Annotated in this window: 15 protein-coding genes; 9 read left to right on the top strand and 6 right to left on the bottom strand. The window is 44.3% G+C overall.

What is annotated here, in order from left to right; translation table 11 throughout:
* The first annotated feature begins 127 nt into the window (after positions 1 to 127).
* On the top strand, positions 128 to 1,336 hold the full coding sequence (locus tag ACYVGO_RS36790) for a sensor histidine kinase (RefSeq protein WP_460973793.1): 1,209 nt from the start codon (positions 128 to 130) through the stop codon (positions 1,334 to 1,336).
* Positions 1,308 to 2,108: a LytR/AlgR family response regulator transcription factor gene (locus tag ACYVGO_RS36785; protein WP_460973791.1), complete on the top strand. Its 801-nt coding sequence runs from the start codon at positions 1,308 to 1,310 to the stop codon at positions 2,106 to 2,108. Before ACYVGO_RS36790 ends, ACYVGO_RS36785 begins: the two co-directional genes overlap by 29 nt.
* 242 nt (positions 2,109 to 2,350) lie before the next feature.
* Here the strand turns inward: ACYVGO_RS36785 and ACYVGO_RS36780 are convergent, their stop codons facing one another.
* The 3 genes from ACYVGO_RS36780 to ACYVGO_RS36770 form a co-directional block, all read right to left on the bottom strand.
* Positions 2,351 to 3,505 carry a glycosyltransferase family 4 protein gene (locus ACYVGO_RS36780; RefSeq protein ID WP_460973789.1) on the bottom strand — a complete coding sequence of 385 codons (1,155 nt, stop codon included), beginning with the start codon at positions 3,503 to 3,505 and terminating at the stop codon, positions 2,351 to 2,353.
* Positions 3,506 to 4,129: 624 nt separating this feature from the next.
* Positions 4,130 to 5,698 (bottom strand): aminotransferase class V-fold PLP-dependent enzyme, encoded by a 1,569-nt coding sequence (locus tag ACYVGO_RS36775; RefSeq protein WP_460973787.1) that lies wholly within the window; start codon positions 5,696 to 5,698, stop codon positions 4,130 to 4,132.
* 47 nt (positions 5,699 to 5,745) lie between these two features.
* A complete protein-coding gene (locus tag ACYVGO_RS36770) occupies positions 5,746 to 6,408 on the bottom strand; it encodes a DUF4395 domain-containing protein (protein ID WP_460973785.1) in 663 nt (220 codons plus the stop codon).
* Between the two features lie 404 nt (positions 6,409 to 6,812).
* Between ACYVGO_RS36770 and ACYVGO_RS36765 the strand changes: the two genes are divergently transcribed.
* From ACYVGO_RS36765 to ACYVGO_RS36755, 3 genes are all read left to right on the top strand, one after another.
* A complete protein-coding gene (locus ACYVGO_RS36765; protein ID WP_460973783.1) occupies positions 6,813 to 7,823 on the top strand; it encodes a sensor histidine kinase in 1,011 nt (336 codons plus the stop codon).
* Positions 7,820 to 8,533, top strand: coding sequence for a LytR/AlgR family response regulator transcription factor (locus tag ACYVGO_RS36760; protein ID WP_460973781.1), 714 nt, complete (start codon positions 7,820 to 7,822; stop codon positions 8,531 to 8,533). The genes ACYVGO_RS36765 and ACYVGO_RS36760 overlap by 4 nt, the downstream gene beginning before the upstream one ends.
* Before the next feature lie 355 nt (positions 8,534 to 8,888).
* Positions 8,889 to 9,446 (top strand): RNA polymerase sigma factor, encoded by a 558-nt coding sequence (locus tag ACYVGO_RS36755; RefSeq protein ID WP_460973778.1) that lies wholly within the window; start codon positions 8,889 to 8,891, stop codon positions 9,444 to 9,446.
* Positions 9,447 to 9,487: 41 nt separating this feature from the next.
* On the opposite strand, the gene ACYVGO_RS36750 is transcribed toward ACYVGO_RS36755, so the two are convergent.
* Positions 9,488 to 9,721: a hypothetical protein gene (locus tag ACYVGO_RS36750; protein WP_460973776.1), complete on the bottom strand. Its 234-nt coding sequence runs from the start codon at positions 9,719 to 9,721 to the stop codon at positions 9,488 to 9,490.
* 899 nt (positions 9,722 to 10,620) lie between these two features.
* Positions 10,621 to 11,175 (bottom strand): RNA polymerase sigma factor, encoded by a 555-nt coding sequence (locus tag ACYVGO_RS36745; RefSeq protein ID WP_142770747.1) that lies wholly within the window; start codon positions 11,173 to 11,175, stop codon positions 10,621 to 10,623.
* Positions 11,176 to 11,892: 717 nt separating this feature from the next.
* Here ACYVGO_RS36745 and ACYVGO_RS36740 point away from each other — a divergent pair.
* The 4 genes from ACYVGO_RS36740 (at position 11,893) to ACYVGO_RS36725 (ending at position 17,420) form a co-directional block, all read left to right on the top strand.
* Positions 11,893 to 12,282: a hypothetical protein gene (locus ACYVGO_RS36740; protein WP_460973774.1), complete on the top strand. Its 390-nt coding sequence runs from the start codon at positions 11,893 to 11,895 to the stop codon at positions 12,280 to 12,282.
* A gap of 917 nt (positions 12,283 to 13,199) precedes the next feature.
* The gene (locus ACYVGO_RS36735; RefSeq protein WP_460973772.1) at positions 13,200 to 15,176 is read left to right on the top strand and encodes a sialate O-acetylesterase; all 1,977 of its coding nucleotides are present in this window, start codon (positions 13,200 to 13,202) and stop codon (positions 15,174 to 15,176) included.
* A 339-nt stretch (positions 15,177 to 15,515) separates the two neighbouring features.
* Positions 15,516 to 16,427, top strand: a complete 912-nt coding sequence (locus ACYVGO_RS36730; protein WP_460973770.1) for a hypothetical protein — start codon at positions 15,516 to 15,518, stop codon at positions 16,425 to 16,427.
* Between the two features lie 84 nt (positions 16,428 to 16,511).
* Positions 16,512 to 17,420: a hypothetical protein gene (locus tag ACYVGO_RS36725; RefSeq protein ID WP_460973768.1), complete on the top strand. Its 909-nt coding sequence runs from the start codon at positions 16,512 to 16,514 to the stop codon at positions 17,418 to 17,420.
* A gap of 36 nt (positions 17,421 to 17,456) precedes the next feature.
* Here ACYVGO_RS36725 and ACYVGO_RS36720 read toward each other — a convergent pair whose 3' ends face one another.
* Positions 17,457 to 19,475 (bottom strand): M13 family metallopeptidase, encoded by a 2,019-nt coding sequence (locus ACYVGO_RS36720; RefSeq protein ID WP_460973766.1) that lies wholly within the window; start codon positions 19,473 to 19,475, stop codon positions 17,457 to 17,459.
* Positions 19,476 to 19,609: the final 134 nt, after the last annotated feature.

The following is a 19,609-nucleotide window of genomic DNA, read 5'->3' as shown; positions in this document are numbered from 1 at the left end:
CTAATTGATTTATTACTATCGACTATTGGTTGAAGAAATAGCTGTCCAGTAGTTTTTACTGACTCTGTATTCTTGATATACTAAGCCTTACCGTTTACGTTTATTGCCCTTTTGCCAGCGACCGACTATGACGCGAATCGACAAACTTCTGCAACGGGCCAACTTGCTGATTACGTATCGGCAGTTCTGGCGATATGCCTTTATTTTCTGGGGCATCTTAGCCATCATTTCCTATATTCAGAGTACGCTGGTCTGGTTGTTGAGTAATGCCCAAACTATGTACGTTTCAGAGTCGATCCAATGGTTGATTAACTACCTGCTGTGGCTGGGGTCTTCTCCTCTGATTTTATACGCAGCCTACCGGTTTCCATTCCGGCTGACTGGCAGTAACTATTCGTGGCCCAGAACGATCATCATTCACGTACTGATTGCCTCTGCCCTTGGACTGCTAATTACCGTTATATCCTACGCATTGGTCCGGCCCTTACACGCCTATGAAACGGGGCATTGGATGAATCCAAAAACTATTTTACTTTGGTTTTTCTATGGCTATTCCCTTTCTGTAATCACTTACTTATTGGTTGTGGTAGGCTATAGCATCATTTCTTACACAACTCACTATCAAGCCCTAAAAGAACAGAATCTTAAGTACGAACTGAATAATGAGCAGTTGAAAACCCAATTGACGAGTGCACAGCTCCAATCGTTAAAGATGCAGCTGAATCCTCATTTTTTGTTCAACACCCACCATGCTATTGTTAGCCTGATGTTGCAGAATGACACCCGTAAAGCCATTGATATGGTTACCGCTCTGAGTGATTTATTACGGGGTGTTCTTGCCCATCAGACCGAGAACTTCCTGACTCTGCGCGACGAGCTGAACTTAACTCAGCAATATTTAGCCATTCAGCAAATTCGCTTTCAGGATCGACTGCGCATCGAATACGATATTGATCCGGCCACAGAGCACTGTCTGGTACCGCAGCTTATCCTTCAGCCACTGGTTGAGAATGCCATTACGCACGGAATTTCTTCCCTGACCAACGATGCGCTCATTCGGATCACCACCCGGAAACAGGAGGATTCGATTCAACTAACTGTTTTCGATAATGGCGTTGGCAAAAGTAGCTCTGATACGTATCGGAGTGGACGTAATGGCTCTGGTTTGGGACTTAACAATACCCGCCTACGGCTAGCGCAGGCATTTGGGAAGGCCGCTCAGTTTACGTTCGACCAACCTTCGGGCGGAAATACAAGGGTTATCATTACGTTTCCCTGCCAACCCAGTCTGCTAACGAATTCCACTCATGACAACCTATCGTTCGCTCATTATTGATGATGAAGTGCTGGCCCGAGGGGTCATTCGTACGTTTCTGAAAGCCGACCCATCCATCGTTGTGGTGGACGAAGCGGGCAATGGAACAGAAGCCGTCATTAAAATTCTACAGTATCGGCCTGATCTGATTTTTCTGGATATTCAGATGCCCGAACTGGATGGGTTCGAGGTTCTTAAAGAGATCTGGCCGCATCATCAGCCATTTGTGGTATTCACGACTGCCTACGATCAATACGCCCTGAAAGCCTTTGAGGTCAATGCCATTGATTACCTGCTTAAACCGTTTAACGAAATGCGCTTCCATCAGGCGCTAGGGCGTGTGCAGGAGCGACTTGCTCAACAAACTCAGCCACGTATCGAAGCCTTAGTTAACCAACTGATGGCCGATCAGGCTACCCAACCCAAAAGTGCTTATCTGCGCCGGATTCTGGTTAAAGAAACGGGACGCATGTACTTCGTAAAAACCAATGACATCATTTATCTCGATGCTGATGGTAATTATATTACGCTGCATACCGCTACCAGTAGCGACGGGTATGTGGGCGTGGAACGGCACGTTATCTATGACAGCCTGACCAGCCTCGAAACCAAACTTGACCCGACTGATTTTGTCAGAATTCATCGTTCCTATATTGTCAACCTTAACTACATCGACGAAGTTGAAACCTACTTTAATGGCGACTACATTGTTAAGCTGAAAAACGGTCAGCAACTCAAGTGGACCCGCAATTATCGGGATAACCTGAAAGCATTTTATTCGAAATCTGCCTAAGCAACCGGGTTTAGTTGATCAGGCAGAATTAAGTTGCCGCTATTGAGTTACTGGCTATTTATTCCAGATTGACACATTAAAAAAACGCTGGCGTGCAACTGAACAGGGCGATAAAGGGAGTCAGGTGTTTTTTCATGACAAACATTACTAAAAAAAACATGTAAAAGTAGTTACTGCCTGGTATAACTGCCCAATTGATCACTGGTAATAGCTACTACCCCTTTTGTCCGCAAATAGACTGCTTATTGAACCGAGTAATGGGAGAATTCCTTTAAATCTGTTGTTGCCTCGAGAGCGATTACCCGCCGGTAAACTTCCAGGGTTTGATTAACCATTTGGTCTGTGGAGAACGCTTCCTGCCGCCGATAACCTTTCTGACGTAAAGACTGACGCAACCCAGGATCGACAAGAATGGATTCAATCTGTTGACGAATGGAGCGGCCAGACTCAGGATCAAAATAAAGGGCCGCATCCTGGGCTACGTCTGGAAAACACGATCTATTACTTAACACAACGGGACAGCCAGCCGCAAAGGCTTCCAGAATCGGAATTCCAAATCCTTCGTAAAGTGAAGGATAAATAAACGCCAGGGCATGTTGGTATAACCGATACAAAATCAGGTCATTGATCGCGTAATAAACTACCTGGCCGGTTAATCCCAGTTGCTCAATGAGTCGAATTTCATCGACCGAAAACGTACCACCACCCCCACAAAGTAGTTTCAACGTTGAATCGTTCTTGAGCAGTGGAGCAAGAGCCTGCAGAAACGGACCGAAGTTTTTGTAACTGTCCCGGCTGCCTACGTAGAGCAGGTAAGAGCTGGGTATCTGGATTTGAAACGTATCGGGTACTGCTAGATTTTGGAAATGAGTCGCGTGATGAATAACTGTAATTTTATCGGCCTGAATCTGGAATAGCTCAATTAAATCATTCTTGGTGTTCTCTGATACCGCAATGATATGAGCTGCCCGGTTGAATAAAACCTGTTTTTGGGCCTTCGACGCATTATCAACGTGCCCGTATCTATCGCCGAATTTATCTTTTATGGCATCGTGATAAGTTAAGACAAAGGGTTTATTCCCAATGAATTTCAGGAAGTAGGGATGGAAAAAGGTGGGATGAAACAGGTCATACTGCCCACGCCGTACTTGCACCGAACTCCACAGCCGATTAATCAATGAAAAGAGCCGGTTCGTGCGCCTGTAGCCCAAGAAGTATTGAAAGGATGTAGTACGCGACCATTGATTTTGGTTTAAATACTCATTATTGGAAAATCGGATTGCTACGCTGGTCTCGATGCCTTGTCGGCGAAGGGCACTCATCAGTTGATAAAAATAGCGGGAAATGCCCCCAAATCTATTGGCAGTAAAGGTTTGGTGATCGTACAGGATTTTCATTCTGGGTGTATTTTTATGGATATGGGGATAGAATAGCAGGCATAGGGACCGGACCTATTGGCCGGAAAAAGTCGCTTGAAACGACTACAAATCCACGCAGCTTAGGGGTGGCTCCGTTGGTGCCTTTGCAAAGGCCATAGGGAGAACTGCCTTAACCATATATCATTTCGGCTAACGGCTTCACAGGAAGCGACGGGATCTAATAAGATTAGTAACCGCTTCGTTTAGAGTTGGTTGGGAGAGTAGGTGAACGGGGTGGTGGTCAATTAGGAGTTTCATTCTGTTTTTGGCTAGAGGTGTGTTTTCGTCAAGACCCCAAAAGAGAATGAGTGGTTGGATTTCCCGTTCTGTCTTTTTTATAATTTTAGGCTGACAGACAGTACCAGTTCTCAGTGGGAAGCCGAAATTAAACGCATCCTCTCTCACCTACAATAGAAGATATGCTGTCTACCGCTACTACGCTCCAGAATGATCAACTACTTTGCGGCCTGAAAGCTAAAGGCAAGCAGAGATCGTCTATACTAAACTAAAATTACTTGTCAGAGTTAGGGTGATCTAGAATTCGGTTTCTAATCAAATCGTCGAACTTAAAAACGGGCGTTGCCTCTTAGCTGATTTTGAACATTAACCCCAATTCGAGACCGTGAACCAATCCTCAATCTGAATGGATGGCTTGGCTTTTACCCCATCGACGATGAATTGGTTGTATTCAGGATCGTACGTATAAGCAGGTATCCATTCCTGAATATGAGAGGCTGTCCACTCAATTGCGTCCAGTATAAACTCCATTTCGGCATTACTCATCGTAGGATGAATAGATAACCGGACCCACCCTGGTTTGCCCAATCGATCACCGGACTGAATTAATGTCAAAAGCTCTTGGGATTTAAGCGCATCAACTTGCAGCAAGAAGTGTCCGTATGTACCGGCACACGAACAGCCTCCTCGAGTCTGAATGCCAAATCGATCATTTAGCAGTTTGACAACCAAATTATAGTTGACTCCCTCGACAAGAAAGGAAATCACACCCAGCCTGTTTTTATAGTGCCCTTCCAGTAGGTGTACCTGTTTCATGGTTGAAAACCGATCAAATACTATCTGCAGCAATTCATCTTCCCGGTTTCGTATATTGTCAACCCCCATTGCTTCCTTCAGACGAATACACATTGCTACCTTTATTCCCTGTAACAGGGGAGGAGTGCCACCATCTTCACGCTGTTCTATATCGGTGCTATAGGTATGCTCTCCCCAGGGGTTGCTGTATAAAATGGTGCCTCCTCCCGGATGATCAGGAATGCGGTTTTTATAGAGTTTTTTGTTGAAAATCAACACACCCGCCGTACCTGGACCACCCAAAAATTTATGGGGCGAAAAATAAATTGCATCTAAATGAGTACCATTTTCGGCAGGGTGCATATCGATCTCCACATAGGGAGCCGAACAGGCAAAATCAACAAAGCAGAACCCCTCGTAAGTGTGAATTAACCTGGCGATGTGGTGATAGGGCGTTTGAATGCCGGTCACATTCGAACAGGCGGTAATAGCCGCTATTTTATTTTTTCGATGCCTGTATCGGTCTAATAGCGCTTTAAAGCCCTCTATATCAACATTTCCATGTATATCTGAGGGGATGATTTCTACCGTGGCAATGGTTTCCAGCCAGCTGGTCTGATTGCTGTGGTGCTCCATATGGGTCACAAAAACAATTGGTCTTGAGGCCTCATCCAAAGACAGGTACTTACCTAAAAGCGTAGCAACCTTAACCGCAGGGTCGGTACACTCTACTACAGCCGGGCAGTCTTCCTTTTCGAAATAGTCCAGTATTCGTTCTGGTAGTCTTAGGCCTAATAGTCGTTGCAGCTTATTGACCGCTGCGGTCATGCCACTACCGCAAAAAACAAGTACATCATCGCTCTGGGCATGAACATGGCGTTTAACAATATCTTTAGCTGCTTCGTACGCTTGTGACATCAGACGACCCGTAAGGGTCGTCTCCGTATGCGTATTGGCCCAGAAAGGCATAATCTGGTTTTGAATGCAGTCTTCAATAGGTCCGTAAGCGCGACCGCTGGCGGTCCAATCTGCATAGAGTATTTCTTTTGTACCAAACGGAGAGTCAACTTTTTGTTGATGGCCGATAATGTTCCTTCGGAATGGAGCAAAATAGTTCTCTAATTTACTTGGCTGGGCCATATGCTAATTTCAGTTATGTGATATAAAATAAGGCCTATTTTTAGCGTTTATTTTACTTGCTTGCCAGTATTTATTCCAAACATATCATAAGGTTTTTTTTCGAACTGTTTATTAAATAAAAAGACCGTCAGAATAATATAGGCGATAAACCCAAAAACAATAACTAGCTGACTAATTGATGTTTTCTGAATAGGCTGTTTGGAATTTATATCACAAACTTCTCCTGGACAATACTGTGCTTTTTCCTGATAAATCAGCCTATAAACTTTACAGCCTAAACAAATGCCAAATGCCGATTCAAAAAATAGGAATATCAGGCAAAGCAGGCAGACAATGCCGGTTATCGGACTATAGGCATTGACAACCACCAGAAAAATAAACATCGTAGCTGACAGTACAACGCCAATGATCCAGGCAAACTTTTTTTGTTGAGCTCCCACATATTCAGGCGTTTGATTACCAACAATTAATCGTCCGATGATTAAGGCGGGAGAAAATTTAGGATTTACAAAAACGCGGATGAGAAAATCAGTTAGAAATACGGTTATGGCATATTTCGCTAGTAAAAAATCATTCTTAAACAGGATGAGCATTAACGATAAAAAGATAATTAAAAAATAGATGCCAGCTGCTGCTCTTATTTCCCGTTCGTTTAAAACAGGAATGGTATATCCGTCTACGTGTTCACCAAAGGCTACAATCTTTTTCATGAGTTGTTGGGTTTTCTTTTTACAGTAAATATTGGTAAGACCTTAATTAGGGGATCATTTTTTTTTTTTTGATAAAAGTATATGGGCGATTAGTGCTAAAGAAATATATATGATAGGTGTGAGGGTAAGCTACGTAATTGGATAGTTTTACATAAAATCCTTATTTATCCGTATAGCCTTATAAATGAAAGGCTATACGGATAAATAAGAGCCTGTCTGTTGAAAATTAAGTAATTGGTCTGTTTGGTGAATTCAGCTGAACTAAAAAATTTGTAGGATAAGAGGTATAGATTACAGGATAACTGTACGTTTCTGCGTGAAAAACATTATTTGGATAAACAGGCTGTTTTTGTTTGTCAAGTCAATAAAATATATTTATCTATTTACTGAACTAAAGACAGGCGATGTTTATCAAACGGCGTATCTATTATGTACTTTTTTGGCTAGCCTACATCGGTGCCCTGATTATTGAGAAACCAACGTATTCAGGGAGTAGTGTGGTGGATTGTTTTTCGTACCTGTTTACGATCATTGTTCACTTTTCGCTGTTTGTGGGTATGATCATAGCCCATAGTTCGTTTTTAATTCCCTACCTGCTGGAAAAGCAGCGATTTGGCTGGTATCTGGTCAGCCTCATTAGTTTGGTTTCGGTGTATACCTTCTTGGTCAGCCGCTACAACCACTTTATACATAACGATCTCTTTCACGATGCGTTCATCAACACCAGCGCTGGTTTCTGGGACAGCTTTGTGTATGGGCTCTGTTGTAACGCCATTGCCTCTTTGTTGTATATAATCCAGAAATGGGCAGACCAGCAGGAGCAGGTTAAAAATAGCCAGATCAATCAACTACAAACGGAATTAAAATACCTGCGTTTGCAACTTAATCCTCACTTTCTGTTTAATGGCCTGAACACCGTTTACGGCTCAATTGACAAGGAGAACCGACAGGCCAGAGACATGATGGTGCAGTTCTCCGATCTGCTTCGGTACAATTTATATGAAGCCGATGTTGATATGATTGAACTGGAGAAGGAAGTAAACTATCTGAAAAATTACGTAGCTCTGCAAAAAGCCCGCAGTAATGAGAATATGCAGGTTAGTTCCACGCTAACCTATCAAGATGGAGGAGTCAAGATTGCCCCCCTTCTTTTCATGGCGTTTGTCGAAAATGCATTTAAATATGTCTCCAGGGATGATACGATTATCAACCGGATCATGATCCGGTTGAAGGAGGAAGCGGGCCAGTTGGATTTTACCTGCGAAAATTCGTATGAAGAGATGGAACTAGCCGTGGGTGGGATAGGCCTGACGAACGCAGTTAGAAGGCTGGACCTCTTATATAAAGATCGTTACCAATTAGCAATTAAAAAAGATCAGAATATGTATCAGGTCCATTTAACACTAACCTTATGAAGAAGCTCCGCTGTATCATTGTGGATGATGAGCCCGTTGCCCGGAAACTGCTGTATGAGTTTGTGGAGCAGGTACCCTTCCTAGACTGGCAAGGTAGTTTTGAGAGTGCGATGAAGGCAGAAGTGTTTCTCAGCCATACGACTACTGATCTTCTCTTTCTGGACATCGAGATGCCCAAGATCTCTGGTCTACAGTTCTTGCAAAAACTGGATATCGACTCGTTGGTGATCCTAACCACGGCTTTTCCCCGTTACGCTCTGGAAGGCTATGAGTTGGATATTATTGATTATCTATTAAAACCCTTTGCCTTAAGTCGATTCCTGAAAGCGGTGCACAAGGCCAGGGATTACTATCAACTGAAGCATGGGGCAACTACGAGCTTGTCGCCTTCGTACCTGTTTATCAAAAGTGAAAAACGAATTGAAAAGCTTGAGTTGAACGAAATTCTTTATGCGGAAAGTGTGGGCAACTATGTGCGTATTTACACGGAACGTAAAATAATTCTGGCTTATCTGACTATGAAAAGCCTGGAATCACAGTTACCCGTAGAGGAGTTTATTAAGATCCATCAATCCTATCTGGTCAACGGGTCAAAAATCGACGCGATCGAAGGAAACGAGATCAAACTAGGGAGTAAGAGCCTTCCCATGAGTCGCAATTATCGGGAAGCGTTAATGAAGCAGGTTCACCAGCGTTTATTAAAAAGGTGAAAAATAAGCTTTATTAACACTGGTATCGCATCCCTATGCCAATGACACATCTTCCCAAACTTGTCCCATTGGCTTATGAACAGCCTCTAGTCAATGTAACTAAATATACCGTATGCTAAGTTTCTAGTATCTCATATAGCCATTAAAAAAGCAATAATTGCCAAAATACGTAGCACATAGTCCTTATCGTTATTAGAATAAGCGAATTTATTATTCGATAAATTACACTTTTAGCTTTTATAAGTATAAGCGACAATTATTTAAACTATATTTGGTGTAACAGATATAAAATTTTTATACGTAAAGTCTAATTTTGTAACTGTAATTAGCATCTAGCCCATAAAATAGCACTTTCATGAAACGAACTTCACTAACAGCTAACCAGCTGCAGAGTCGGCATGGCGTTAGCTCACCAGCCAACACATTTGAAGCCCTCTACAATCAATACGTTAGTAAGGTCTATCGAAAATGCCTGAGTATGACCAAGGACGCTGAGATGGCTCAAGATTACACCCAGGATATTTTCATCAAAGCTTTTGAAAAGTTTGATTCGTTTCAAAATCGTTCCTCTTTTTCCACGTGGCTTTATTCAATTGCCTACAACTACTGCGCCGATCAGATTAGACTGGCTAAACGATTACCGACAACCGCCTGGTTACCAGAAAATATAGCTCATGACCGACCGGATACACCTGAGGCTAACCTGCATGAAGAAACCCTTAAGTTGGTCCGGAAGGCTATGGAGACGCTTTCCCTTGAGGAGCGGACATTGCTTCGCCTAAAATATGAAGACGGCTTGACTATTGATGAGATTGCTGACTTGTACGCTATTAAACCCAGTGCGGTCAAGATGCGACTCAAGCGAAGCCGGGAAAGAATACACCTTCTGTATGCCAAGCTGTATTCTGTATAGGCACAAACACACACGAAGCCATTGTCTTCTCAAGATACCGATCAAGGGATGGTTCTTATATAGCCCGCCTTTGTCAAATCATTAATGAAGTGGTCGGTGGTATCAGTTCGCACAATCTCTCCCCGCTTATTCATCAAGTGATTGGCAAAGTGGATCATAAATGCCGATAAGGACATGTTTTTAGGGGGATGACTCAAGGCAAGCAACTGTTCAACTAGTTCGGTCGAGGAGCTTGTCTGAAGTTGGATGGATCCCTTTAATGGTGAGTAAGCCATAACGTTGCCACAGGTAGAAAAGGATAACTAACTACTAACCGATAAGCAACCTGCTGAGTAGACTACTCATTCGCCTTTAGTCTCAACGGGTATGGGCGTTGTTAGAGTGGCCTGTTCATAGTTGTACTGGGTGCCTACCCTGACTTTTCTGGTATAGCACTGCTTCAGCGTCTGGTGTCGATCAGAAAGCTATACATTATTTTTTACTCTGAGAAGGGGTAAATTACCCTTTTTTGAGGGGCGATTTACCGGAAATTAGATGGGTGACTGACAAGAGTCAAGCATTATAAGAAAGGAGAATAGGTAGTTGACAGTTAGGAAGTGGCTACTCTATATTTAATTATTTGTTTCTATTTACAATATTTAGTTAATGTTTGGTGACCGTTATGAAATCTATAGTCTAAATTATAAACTGTAACTTAATAGCTTGTCAATCATGGATACTCAAAATCGTCATTCAATTATTCTGGACTATGTTATCCTGGCACTAGGTTTCCTATCGAGTCTTGTCATCGGATTGATTACCTTCCTATAATACCCTGAAGACTTCAAGTTGATAACCTGCTCGGCCGAAGTGGTGAGGGCGGTAAAATATCTTTTTTCTATTTCCTTTTTAAGAGTAGCCTGTCTCAGGGGTACTTTCGCTAGGTAAGCCCACTTTTAAACGTGGAAGTCTAACACCTTGCTGGGCTTTTTGCTTGCCTGAGAAGAAGCACTTGGCTTTACCTCGTCAGCCGCCCGTCTCTATGCTATACTGATTCCCTCCCAAATTGCTTCAGGCTAACTATACGAGTAGAGTTAAAATCAAGCTCGATAGTGGCTATACTGTTAACGTAGTATTGAACGTAGTATTGAACGTAGTATTGATGGAGCAGGTTAAGAATGTGGCTGATGGCACTTCAGCTTAAACACTGTTGAACACACAGACTTTTTACCTTTTCCCGGCTCCTCTTGAGCCGCATCTTGACCGCACTAGGCTTGAGATCATACAACTGAGCAAGTTCTTCAATACTCATACCATCCTCGTACTTCAGGCGTAGGAACGTCCGTTCTTCAACCGATAAGGTTGTCATCGCCTGCTGGACGACTTGAAGGGTTTCCTCATGCAACTGAGTTTCCTCCTCATCAGCAGTATTGTGGTCAATGCCGGCTTCTTCCCAGGTAGTGGTCGGCAATCGCTTGGCCATACGGAGTTGATCAGCACAGTAATTATACGAAATTGAATAGAGCCAGGTCGAAAAACTAGACCGTTCTTGAAAGGCATCCAGTTTGTTGAATACTTTCAGGAAAATATCCTGTGTAAAATCCTCAGCCTGTTCAGCATCTTTGGTCATTGATAGGCACCGCTGATAGACCTTTTTCACGTATCGGGAATAGAGGGCTTCGAAACATTGATTGGGTTGACTAGGCAATAACTGACGAATAGTTTCTTCGTCGGATAAGGAAGCGTACATGAATAAATGAAATGTTAAAATTTAAAAATATCATATATGGTTAACTAAAAAGGTATTCGTAATATACTTTAGATGTAAATCGAGTAATTAAGACACAATTAATCTACTAGACGGTATATAAATATAGGGTTACCTTTTTTTAGGTATTTAGTGTGCTGAGTAGATTTACTCAGCAAGCTGCGGATAGATTAAACGGTTTTGTTGATGGGATATATTGATTATATAGGTTATGAAAATATGACTTACCGACCCGATCGATTGAAAAAAGCTCCGTAATTGGTGACCTTATATTCCTGGCCTACTTAAACTTATTTCGAAGCGAACAGGATAATTGAGCCGTTCGGACTACCCTTTTGTTATCAATATAGAAGCCCGATGGGAGCACTACGGATTATAGCTAACGAGTGAACGTGGCATATTTGGACCGTGACCTTTCTGTCCAGTGCCAGTCTAATGATCAGTAGTTTTAATAAATCTGTAAATACTAAAAGTCTGGCTACTAGGGCCAAATCACATCTTATACTTGTTGAGGAAGAGTCTATACACGAACAAACATTGATCATTAGTATGTGTTATAGGGTCTGATAGCTCTGTCAACGCAACCTTGCTCAGAAGCCTTTGTATCCGTACTAAAGATTGTGATTGGCCAAACGCTTTTCATTGCGAAAACGCTGAACCCCTGGCTTGCCTGTTAAGGGCCCCCTTCATTACCCATAAATGAATACTAGATCTTTGAGGAGTCAACGACTCCACCCGAATCAGTTGGAAAGCAGCAATGTTGTTGCATCCTGGTCAGAGTCGCTCGCTCTGTTTCATGCCTACTATTACAAAGTAATGGCCTGTCTTCAAGAAAATAAACGCAGACCAAGATCTGATCAGAACCAGTCCATTAGCAGTTGCTCACAGGATAGACTAGTATCTCTGCTGATGAGAATGCAGGCGGAGCTACAAATACTCTTTCAGGATATTGATGGCTTAGTACTCCTAACTCCTGGCATCGACAACGGATTAACTAAAAAGCTAGCCATTCACGCAAAGTACCTAACCCAATTAAATCAGCAAGCCCGCTTACTGCTTACGGATCAGTTTCCAAACCAGGTAGTTTAATTTAGCTTTAGCCATTGGATCTCCTGTTGCCAGATTTAATCCAAATTTTGTTGCTCAAACACGGCTTTTCTAGCTAGAAAAGGCACGCAAACAGGACCAGAAAAGACTACAAGCATTGGAGCAAAAGCAGACCGAACTGGAGCACTTGTTAAAGCAGATTATAAGCCGAAAGTAGGTATATAATTGGGGTTCTTGGCGGTTTATTTGTGTCGGAAGTGTGGAGAATGCAGGCTATAAAACGTCTTTTCTCTCTGTGACCTTTTGTCCGCTTTCTGGCCCAATGGGCCGTTTGCAAACTATAAATATTAAGCCTGGCTTATATCGCCGGGCTTTTTTCGTGTAGAACTCAGCAGAATAAATGGAGATAATTTCGCGTTAACTAACTAACCTGTTCGTAGCAAGCACCCAGAAATGTATCCTTAGTTATTTGTGTAATCACAGATATCCCAGCGTGTTTACCAGTGTAGATAGCATCGAAAGCCCACTTTCCTAGTCCAGGCTTTTTTGTAGCATAAAATGCCAGATTTGGATATTTTATGTTATAAAAAATGATTATTTGGTGTATATTCGCGACCTTAACTACCCGAAAAGGGAAATTTTATCAACACTAATCTATAGCTGTGGTATATCATTGCCAGGCGGCTTATAATTATTTGTAAAAATTAATATATGATCAATTTTTGTAATTACCTTTGAAGTATAGTTGTTCTGGTGGGTAAGCTCCAGGAGCTATTTTGAGGTATTACTAATCAACAACCACAGTTTACTTTTTAAACAGTTTCGCAGGACTGCCTGTGCGGTAAAAAACTGCCGGGCTGCGGGAGCGGATGAGTTTACAGGTTATTGTAGACTCAGTCATTTTTCTACGATAAATCAATCGAAGACTCAATGATAAGACCGCTTCTACTTTACACATTATGATTCATACAATTTATCGGGCTTTTTTTTTGTGTGCACTGCCCTATCTGCTCCAGGCGCAGTTTATCATTAACTCTCCTAAGACCCGTTCAGTCATTCAACGCGATGGCGCCAATCGTGCCCAACTCATTATCGCCGGTACTGCTCCCAATTCATCCTCTACTATCGAAGCGCGCCTGATACCAATGGTGGTAGGGCAAGGTACTCCTAGCGACTGGACGACCGTAGCCACCGTCACTGGTGATCACACATTTAGAGGCACACTGGCCGCCCTGGGCGGCTGGTATCGGGTTGAGATACGCGCCAAAGCAGCAACTGCGATTATTGCCGATACGGCTGTCAATCGTATCGGTGTAGGCGAGGTATTTGTCATTGCGGGCCAATCTAATGCCCAGGGCGGTATCGAGAACAATGTCCCACCGGCCATTGATGACCGGGTATCCTGCATCGACTTATTTCAATATAACTCGATTGACACCCAGGCCTTCCCCTTCATGTTCAGTCATGTCAGTGCAGGAGCCAGCATTGGCCCATCGAATTCGCCCTACCTCTGGGGTATTTTGGGAGATAGTCTGACCAAACGGCTCAATGTACCGATTCTGTTTCTGGGGGCCGCTCAGGGCGGCAGTAATAGTACTGAGTGGGCAATCAGTGCTGCGGCAACGCCAGCTACTCTCCCCTATCAGCGCATCAGTGCCACGCTCTTATCCTACATTAATCGACTGGGTATGAGGGCCATCTTGTGGCATCAGGGTGAAAGCGACGGCGGGGTGGCTGAACAGGCGTACGTCAACAACCTCAACTCGATCATCAATAAAAGTCGTCAGCAACTGAATCATAGTCGCCTGGCCTGGCTGGTATCACGGGCTAGTTACATATCAGGCCAAACAAATAGCCAGGTAATTGCTGCCCAGAACCGCTTAAGTAGAGAGGTATCAGATGTATATGCTGGTCCAGCAACTGATGGGCTGATTGGTCCCGATAACCGCGTCGATGACATCCATTTTGGTGGAAATGGTCTTTGGCGCGTGGCCAATTTATGGAATCAGAGTCTGACAGATCTGTTTTTTAGTCAGTCAATTCCGTTCATTCCCGCAACCAATACCATTGGGACCGATGCTGGCTGGCAACCTGTTACAACAGGCAGCCCGTTTAGCAGTCTCCAGCGGGTAGGTTATCGCTATGAGTCGTCGTCGCGCGGTTTTTTTCTGTTAGTTGGCTCAAGCGGGCCAGTTGAGGGGCGGTTAGAACGGCTGGATAGTGGTGAGTTCACGGACACATCCTGGTCTACGCTTACCCCCACGGCTAGTTCAAGCTCTAACAATCCGGGTTTCAGTGATTATGCGTCTTTACGTGGTTATCCGTCCAGTATATCGCCGGGACGCTATAGGCTATCAGTACGCCAGGTTGGGGATACGGGCCCAGGTTATCAACTCGAGACGGTCTTACACGATTATCGTAATACTCTATTCATCGGTAATGAGCCCGTTATCCAACAGACTGGCCCAGTAGTCAGCTCCGATTTAACCATCAATCTGGACTTACCGCAGGCTAACTTCGCAGCCGCAGGCAATGTGGATAATTTCGTGGTGAATGTCTTTGAGGTAGCTGGCCTACCCACTTCTTCGGGCAATGTCCGGGTCAACATTACCGTCCCTGTTGGTTATAGCCTCTCTTTTGCCTCCAGTCTGACCAATATCAACGTATCCGGCGGAGCATATAACCCGGTAGCGGTGGATAATTCACAGTGGACAGCAACACCTTTGGTGGCGGATCGGCAGTTAACCCTGACGATGAACGCAGGAACCTTTATCCCTGGCAATGGAAAGTCGAGTTTAGGCTTTAGCATCATCCGAACGACGGCTAACCCTGGCAGTGCGGCCAACATCACGGTCAACGTAGCGGATGACCCGACCAAGAGTTATGATAGCAACCTGTCCAACAATGTGTATGTCCGCGTCATCAGTGGATTATAACGGAGGGATAATGTTGTCTTTGTGAGTTGTTTTAGTCATTAATGTTTCAGGGCCCTGACTTGGGACTGTCGTTTTTTAGTGACCTATTTTGGGGATTGTCTTCTAAGCTGTGCGATTGCGCCAATATAGCAGCAATACATACGGTAGATCTTAACGCTGGCTTCTCTTGAGGCCAGCGTTTTTTTATAGCAAAACAGTACCCTATCGTGATTTATAGGATTGATATTGGAAGCAGCCTAGTTGCCATTCCCTAAGTTACAATCACCGTTAAATCAAAGGATGAGCCTTTGTATTGGACGGAGGTTTAATTTACTGTGCTCTTTTAAGCTGCTCAACCCCATGAACCAATCTATTTTTATCCTCATTAGCCTGCTCATACGAGTTTCAGCAACTCAGGCACAACCGACTGTTGGATTAAATACGGTCAACCGTTCCGTCGAATCCACAGTAACGGAGAAAGCTCCCTATACCAGTAAGGCCACCGAGGCCCCCTTTTACATAAAGGCTTATGGGTTTTACAGCCTGCTGACACCAGGGACAGAAATCAATTATAGTGGGTCACAAAGCCAAATCAGTTCACCCACCACCTACAAGCCAATCAATACGCATCTGGGGGCTGGCCCGCGCGCTGGTATCGGAGTTGGAGTCATCGTCAGTGACTTCATCAACGTTGGAATTGATGCCGATGTTCTGATTGGAACAGCGCTGAAAGTTGACGACAATGTTTTCGTTGGCAGTGGCAGTACCTATAGCTTCTATGCCATTTCCACCAATACAACACTAAGGGTCTTGTCTATTATACCCAACATCACCTTTAAGGCCCTCTCGCGGCCAGCCTATTACATTTACAATCGACTCGGTCTGGTGGGAGGGCTCGTACTGGATTACAAGACGACTAGTAATGTTCTTGAAACGCCTACTAAAGGAGCAGTCACGACGTCTGTAGGCAACACTACGTACACAAAAAATTCCCTGGCGTTGGGGTATCAGGCCGCCCTGGGGATTCAGTTTCGGTTGAGTCAATCTATCCGGGGGTTTGCCGAAGTGGTGGCGTACAATCAATCGTTCAAACCCAGGGAGGTTCAAAATACCACGACCAGTACAAAGAGTGGAGTCGCGACCCTACAGAATTCCACTACCGAATTCAAAGATCAGGGCGACTATAACAAATCCAACCCCTACGAGCAACCAAGCTATAATGTAGCAATCAATAGTGTGGGCATAGGGGCAGGCCTGATAGTCCGGTTTTAGTTGCAGACTAATCAGTCCCGCTCACACAATCTCAAAGCCCCTAATAGGCTGTAAATCTCAGATAAACCGTCAACGTTTCTACTCATGAATCGATTCGTCATGCTCCTCATCGGCTTGCTCATGTGCACTGCAATGGTGCAAGCCCAGTCTACCCTTGCATCAAATACCCTAACCCCAGTGGACAAAACGGCTGCACCAGAAACTGCTCCACGCAAGACTAAAGCGAGCGAGTCTCCCTTTTATGTTAAGCTGTATGGATCGTATGGCTTATTAACGCCAGGAGTACAGATCAACTACAGCGAGACACAAAGTGCGACTGGTATTGCTTTTCCATTCAAAACAACGAATAAAGGATTGGGCGCTGGTCCACGCGCCGGTATCGGAGTTGGCCTGATCGCGAGCGAATTCATCAATGTGGGCGTTGATGCCGATATCTTGTTTGGAACAGCAGTAACAATTACGAATAGTTATAACGATGGTTCCTTTACGTACACAAACTCGTCGAGCACAACGCTGAAGGTTTTATCCATTACGCCCAACATCACCTTCAAAGCTCTCTCGCGGCCAGCCTATTACATCTATAACCGACTTGGCCTGGTGGGAGGGCTCGTGCTCGATTATAAGACGGTCGACAACGCGCTTAACCAGCCAAACAGAGGAGTTGCTAGTTCATTTGAAACCACTGCTACGTACACAAAAAACTCCCTGGCGTTGGGGTATCAGGCCGCCCTGGGGATTCAGTTTCGGCTGAGTCAGGCCATCCGGGGGTTTGCCGAAGTAGTGGCGTACAATCAATCATTCAAGCCAAAAAGACTTGAAGTTGTCAGTTCCAACGTAATTGCGGGAAAACCCACTAACGGTGTTGTTGTTACGGAATACACGGATGAGGGCAGCATAGTAAATTCGACCACTTCCCAACCGAATCAAGCCTTGAGCTTTAACGTAGCCATGAACAGTGTGGGCGTCGGGGTAGGTCTGGTAGTCCGGTTTTAATTGCTCCTTACGCTGCCCTGCAACCTAGTTTGAACCTTACCAAACGGTTATCCTTGCCGTTTCTGGTTTATATAGTTTATCACCCGGTTGCACATTAAATGCTTTGTAAAAAGGCGTGAAGTTCATCAGCGGTCCGTTTACGCGCCACTTGGCCGGTGAATGCGGATTGGTGTTTACGTACATGCGCATAAACTCATCCTTTGTTTTTACGCGCCATATTCTTGCTATTGAGATGAAAAAACGCTGATCAGGTGTAAAGCCATCCAGTTTTGTCGTGTCTTTACCTTGGTCCGTCAATTTAAAGGCATCATAAGCAATGGCAACACCAGCAATGTCGGCGGTGTTTTCACCCACCGTTAAGGCCCCTTTTACATGCATCGAATCGAGTACGGTAAACGAATTGTACTGGTCAATTACCTGTTGGGTCTTCGCTTTAAATTTATCATAGTCCGATTTTTTCCACCAGTTGGTCACATTGCCGACTTTATCATACTGGGCTCCCTGATCGTCGAACGAGTGCGTTATTTCGTGACCAATCACCATACCGATGCCCCCATAATTAAGTGCATCATCGGCATATAAGTTAAAATAAGGGGATTGTAAGATGCCAGCCGGGAAAACAATCTCATTGAGCGGAGGATTGTTGTACGCTGTTACCGTTGGTGGCGTCGTGAACCATTCCGTTCTGTCGACCGGCTTTCCTACTTTAGCCAGGCTGTAGAGGTAGTCATTTTTATTCGCCGACAACCGGTTTTCAAAATAAGCATCTCGTTTCACGTCCACTTTTGAGTAATCGCGCCATTTATCCGGGTAGCCGATTTTTTCCGTGAAGGCGTACAGTTTTTCTTTGGCCTTTGCCTTGGTAGAATCGCTCATCCAATCCAGCTTGTTGATGCGGGCTTCAAAGGCTTTTTCCAGGTTGTCGACCAGAACGGCCATGCGCTTCTTGGCATCTTCCGGGAAGTATTTTTTTACATACAACTGGGCCAGTGCCTGCCCGAGTGAGCCATCAACGGCTTGCGTCATTTCTTCGGCACGTGTTTTCTTAACCGCTTGTCCGGTCAGAATTTTTGTGTAGGCAAACGACGCATCAACAAACGGTTGGCTTAAGAATTTCGAATAGTTGGTCAGCGCATTGGCTTTTAAATAGACTTTCCAATCGTTGATGGGGACCGATTTTACGAGTGTATTCAGCTTGTCATAATAAGCCGGTTGGCCGACGTTAACTGAATCGGCCTTTACGCCCAAGTCGTTCAACAACGTTGTCCAGCGTAGGTTAGCATGTTTCTTTGACAGCGCAGCAACCGCCAGTTTGTTGTAGTTCGCCTTTACATTTCGGAGTTCGATATTTGTTCGATGTGCGTTGGCTAACTGTTTTTCAATATCATAGGTCACTGTGGCGTTTTTCTGGGCGGCAGCGGCATCGGTGCCGGTCAATTCAAACAAGCGGGTGAGGTATGTTTTGTAGGCTTTTTGAATAGCAAGTGTCGACGAATCGGTCTTGAAATAATAATCTCGTTCCGGCAAGCCAATACCTGCCTGATAAAACTGCGCAATATTGACCGTACTGTGTTTGTCATCGGGACCTACCGAAAAACCAATGATGGAACCATCACCCGATTTTTGTTCGTCAGCCACCAGCCTCAGCAGTGAAGATATATCGGTCACGGCATCGATTCGGGCAAGCACGGGCTTGATGGGTTCATAACCGCGTTTGTTAATTGCGGTTGTATCCATTCCTGACGCATAAAAATCGCCTACCTTTTGTTCGATGCTTCCCGCCGGATGAGTGCTTCCCGAAATGCTGTCCAGAATCGCCTGTAGCCGTATCCGCTGCGGGAAATTCATAAAGGAGTACGAACCCACACCTGTTTGACTGGGTGGTATCTGGGCGGTATCGTACCAAATGCCGTTGGCGTACATAAAAAAGTCATCGCCGGGTTTTTTGGTCGTGTCGATTCCCGTTAGAACTACGCGGTTTGTAGCTGTATCAGAAACATGCTTACAGGCGCCTGCCAACACTAGGGCCAAAGCGAAAAATAGTAGTCTTTTCATGGTTTACAGTTTATTGGTATTAGGCAATGTACACCAATATTCTTGTCAAGATTAAAAAAGCATCGATCTAAATTTACTGATGTTACGCAGGCCATCCTTAGATTGACAGCCTACTGATTAAATTTAACAAAAAT

Source organism: Spirosoma migulaei (genome assembly GCF_054776855.1).
Note: the sequence above shows the minus strand (reverse complement) of the source record. Positions and strands in the feature narration are given on the sequence as shown.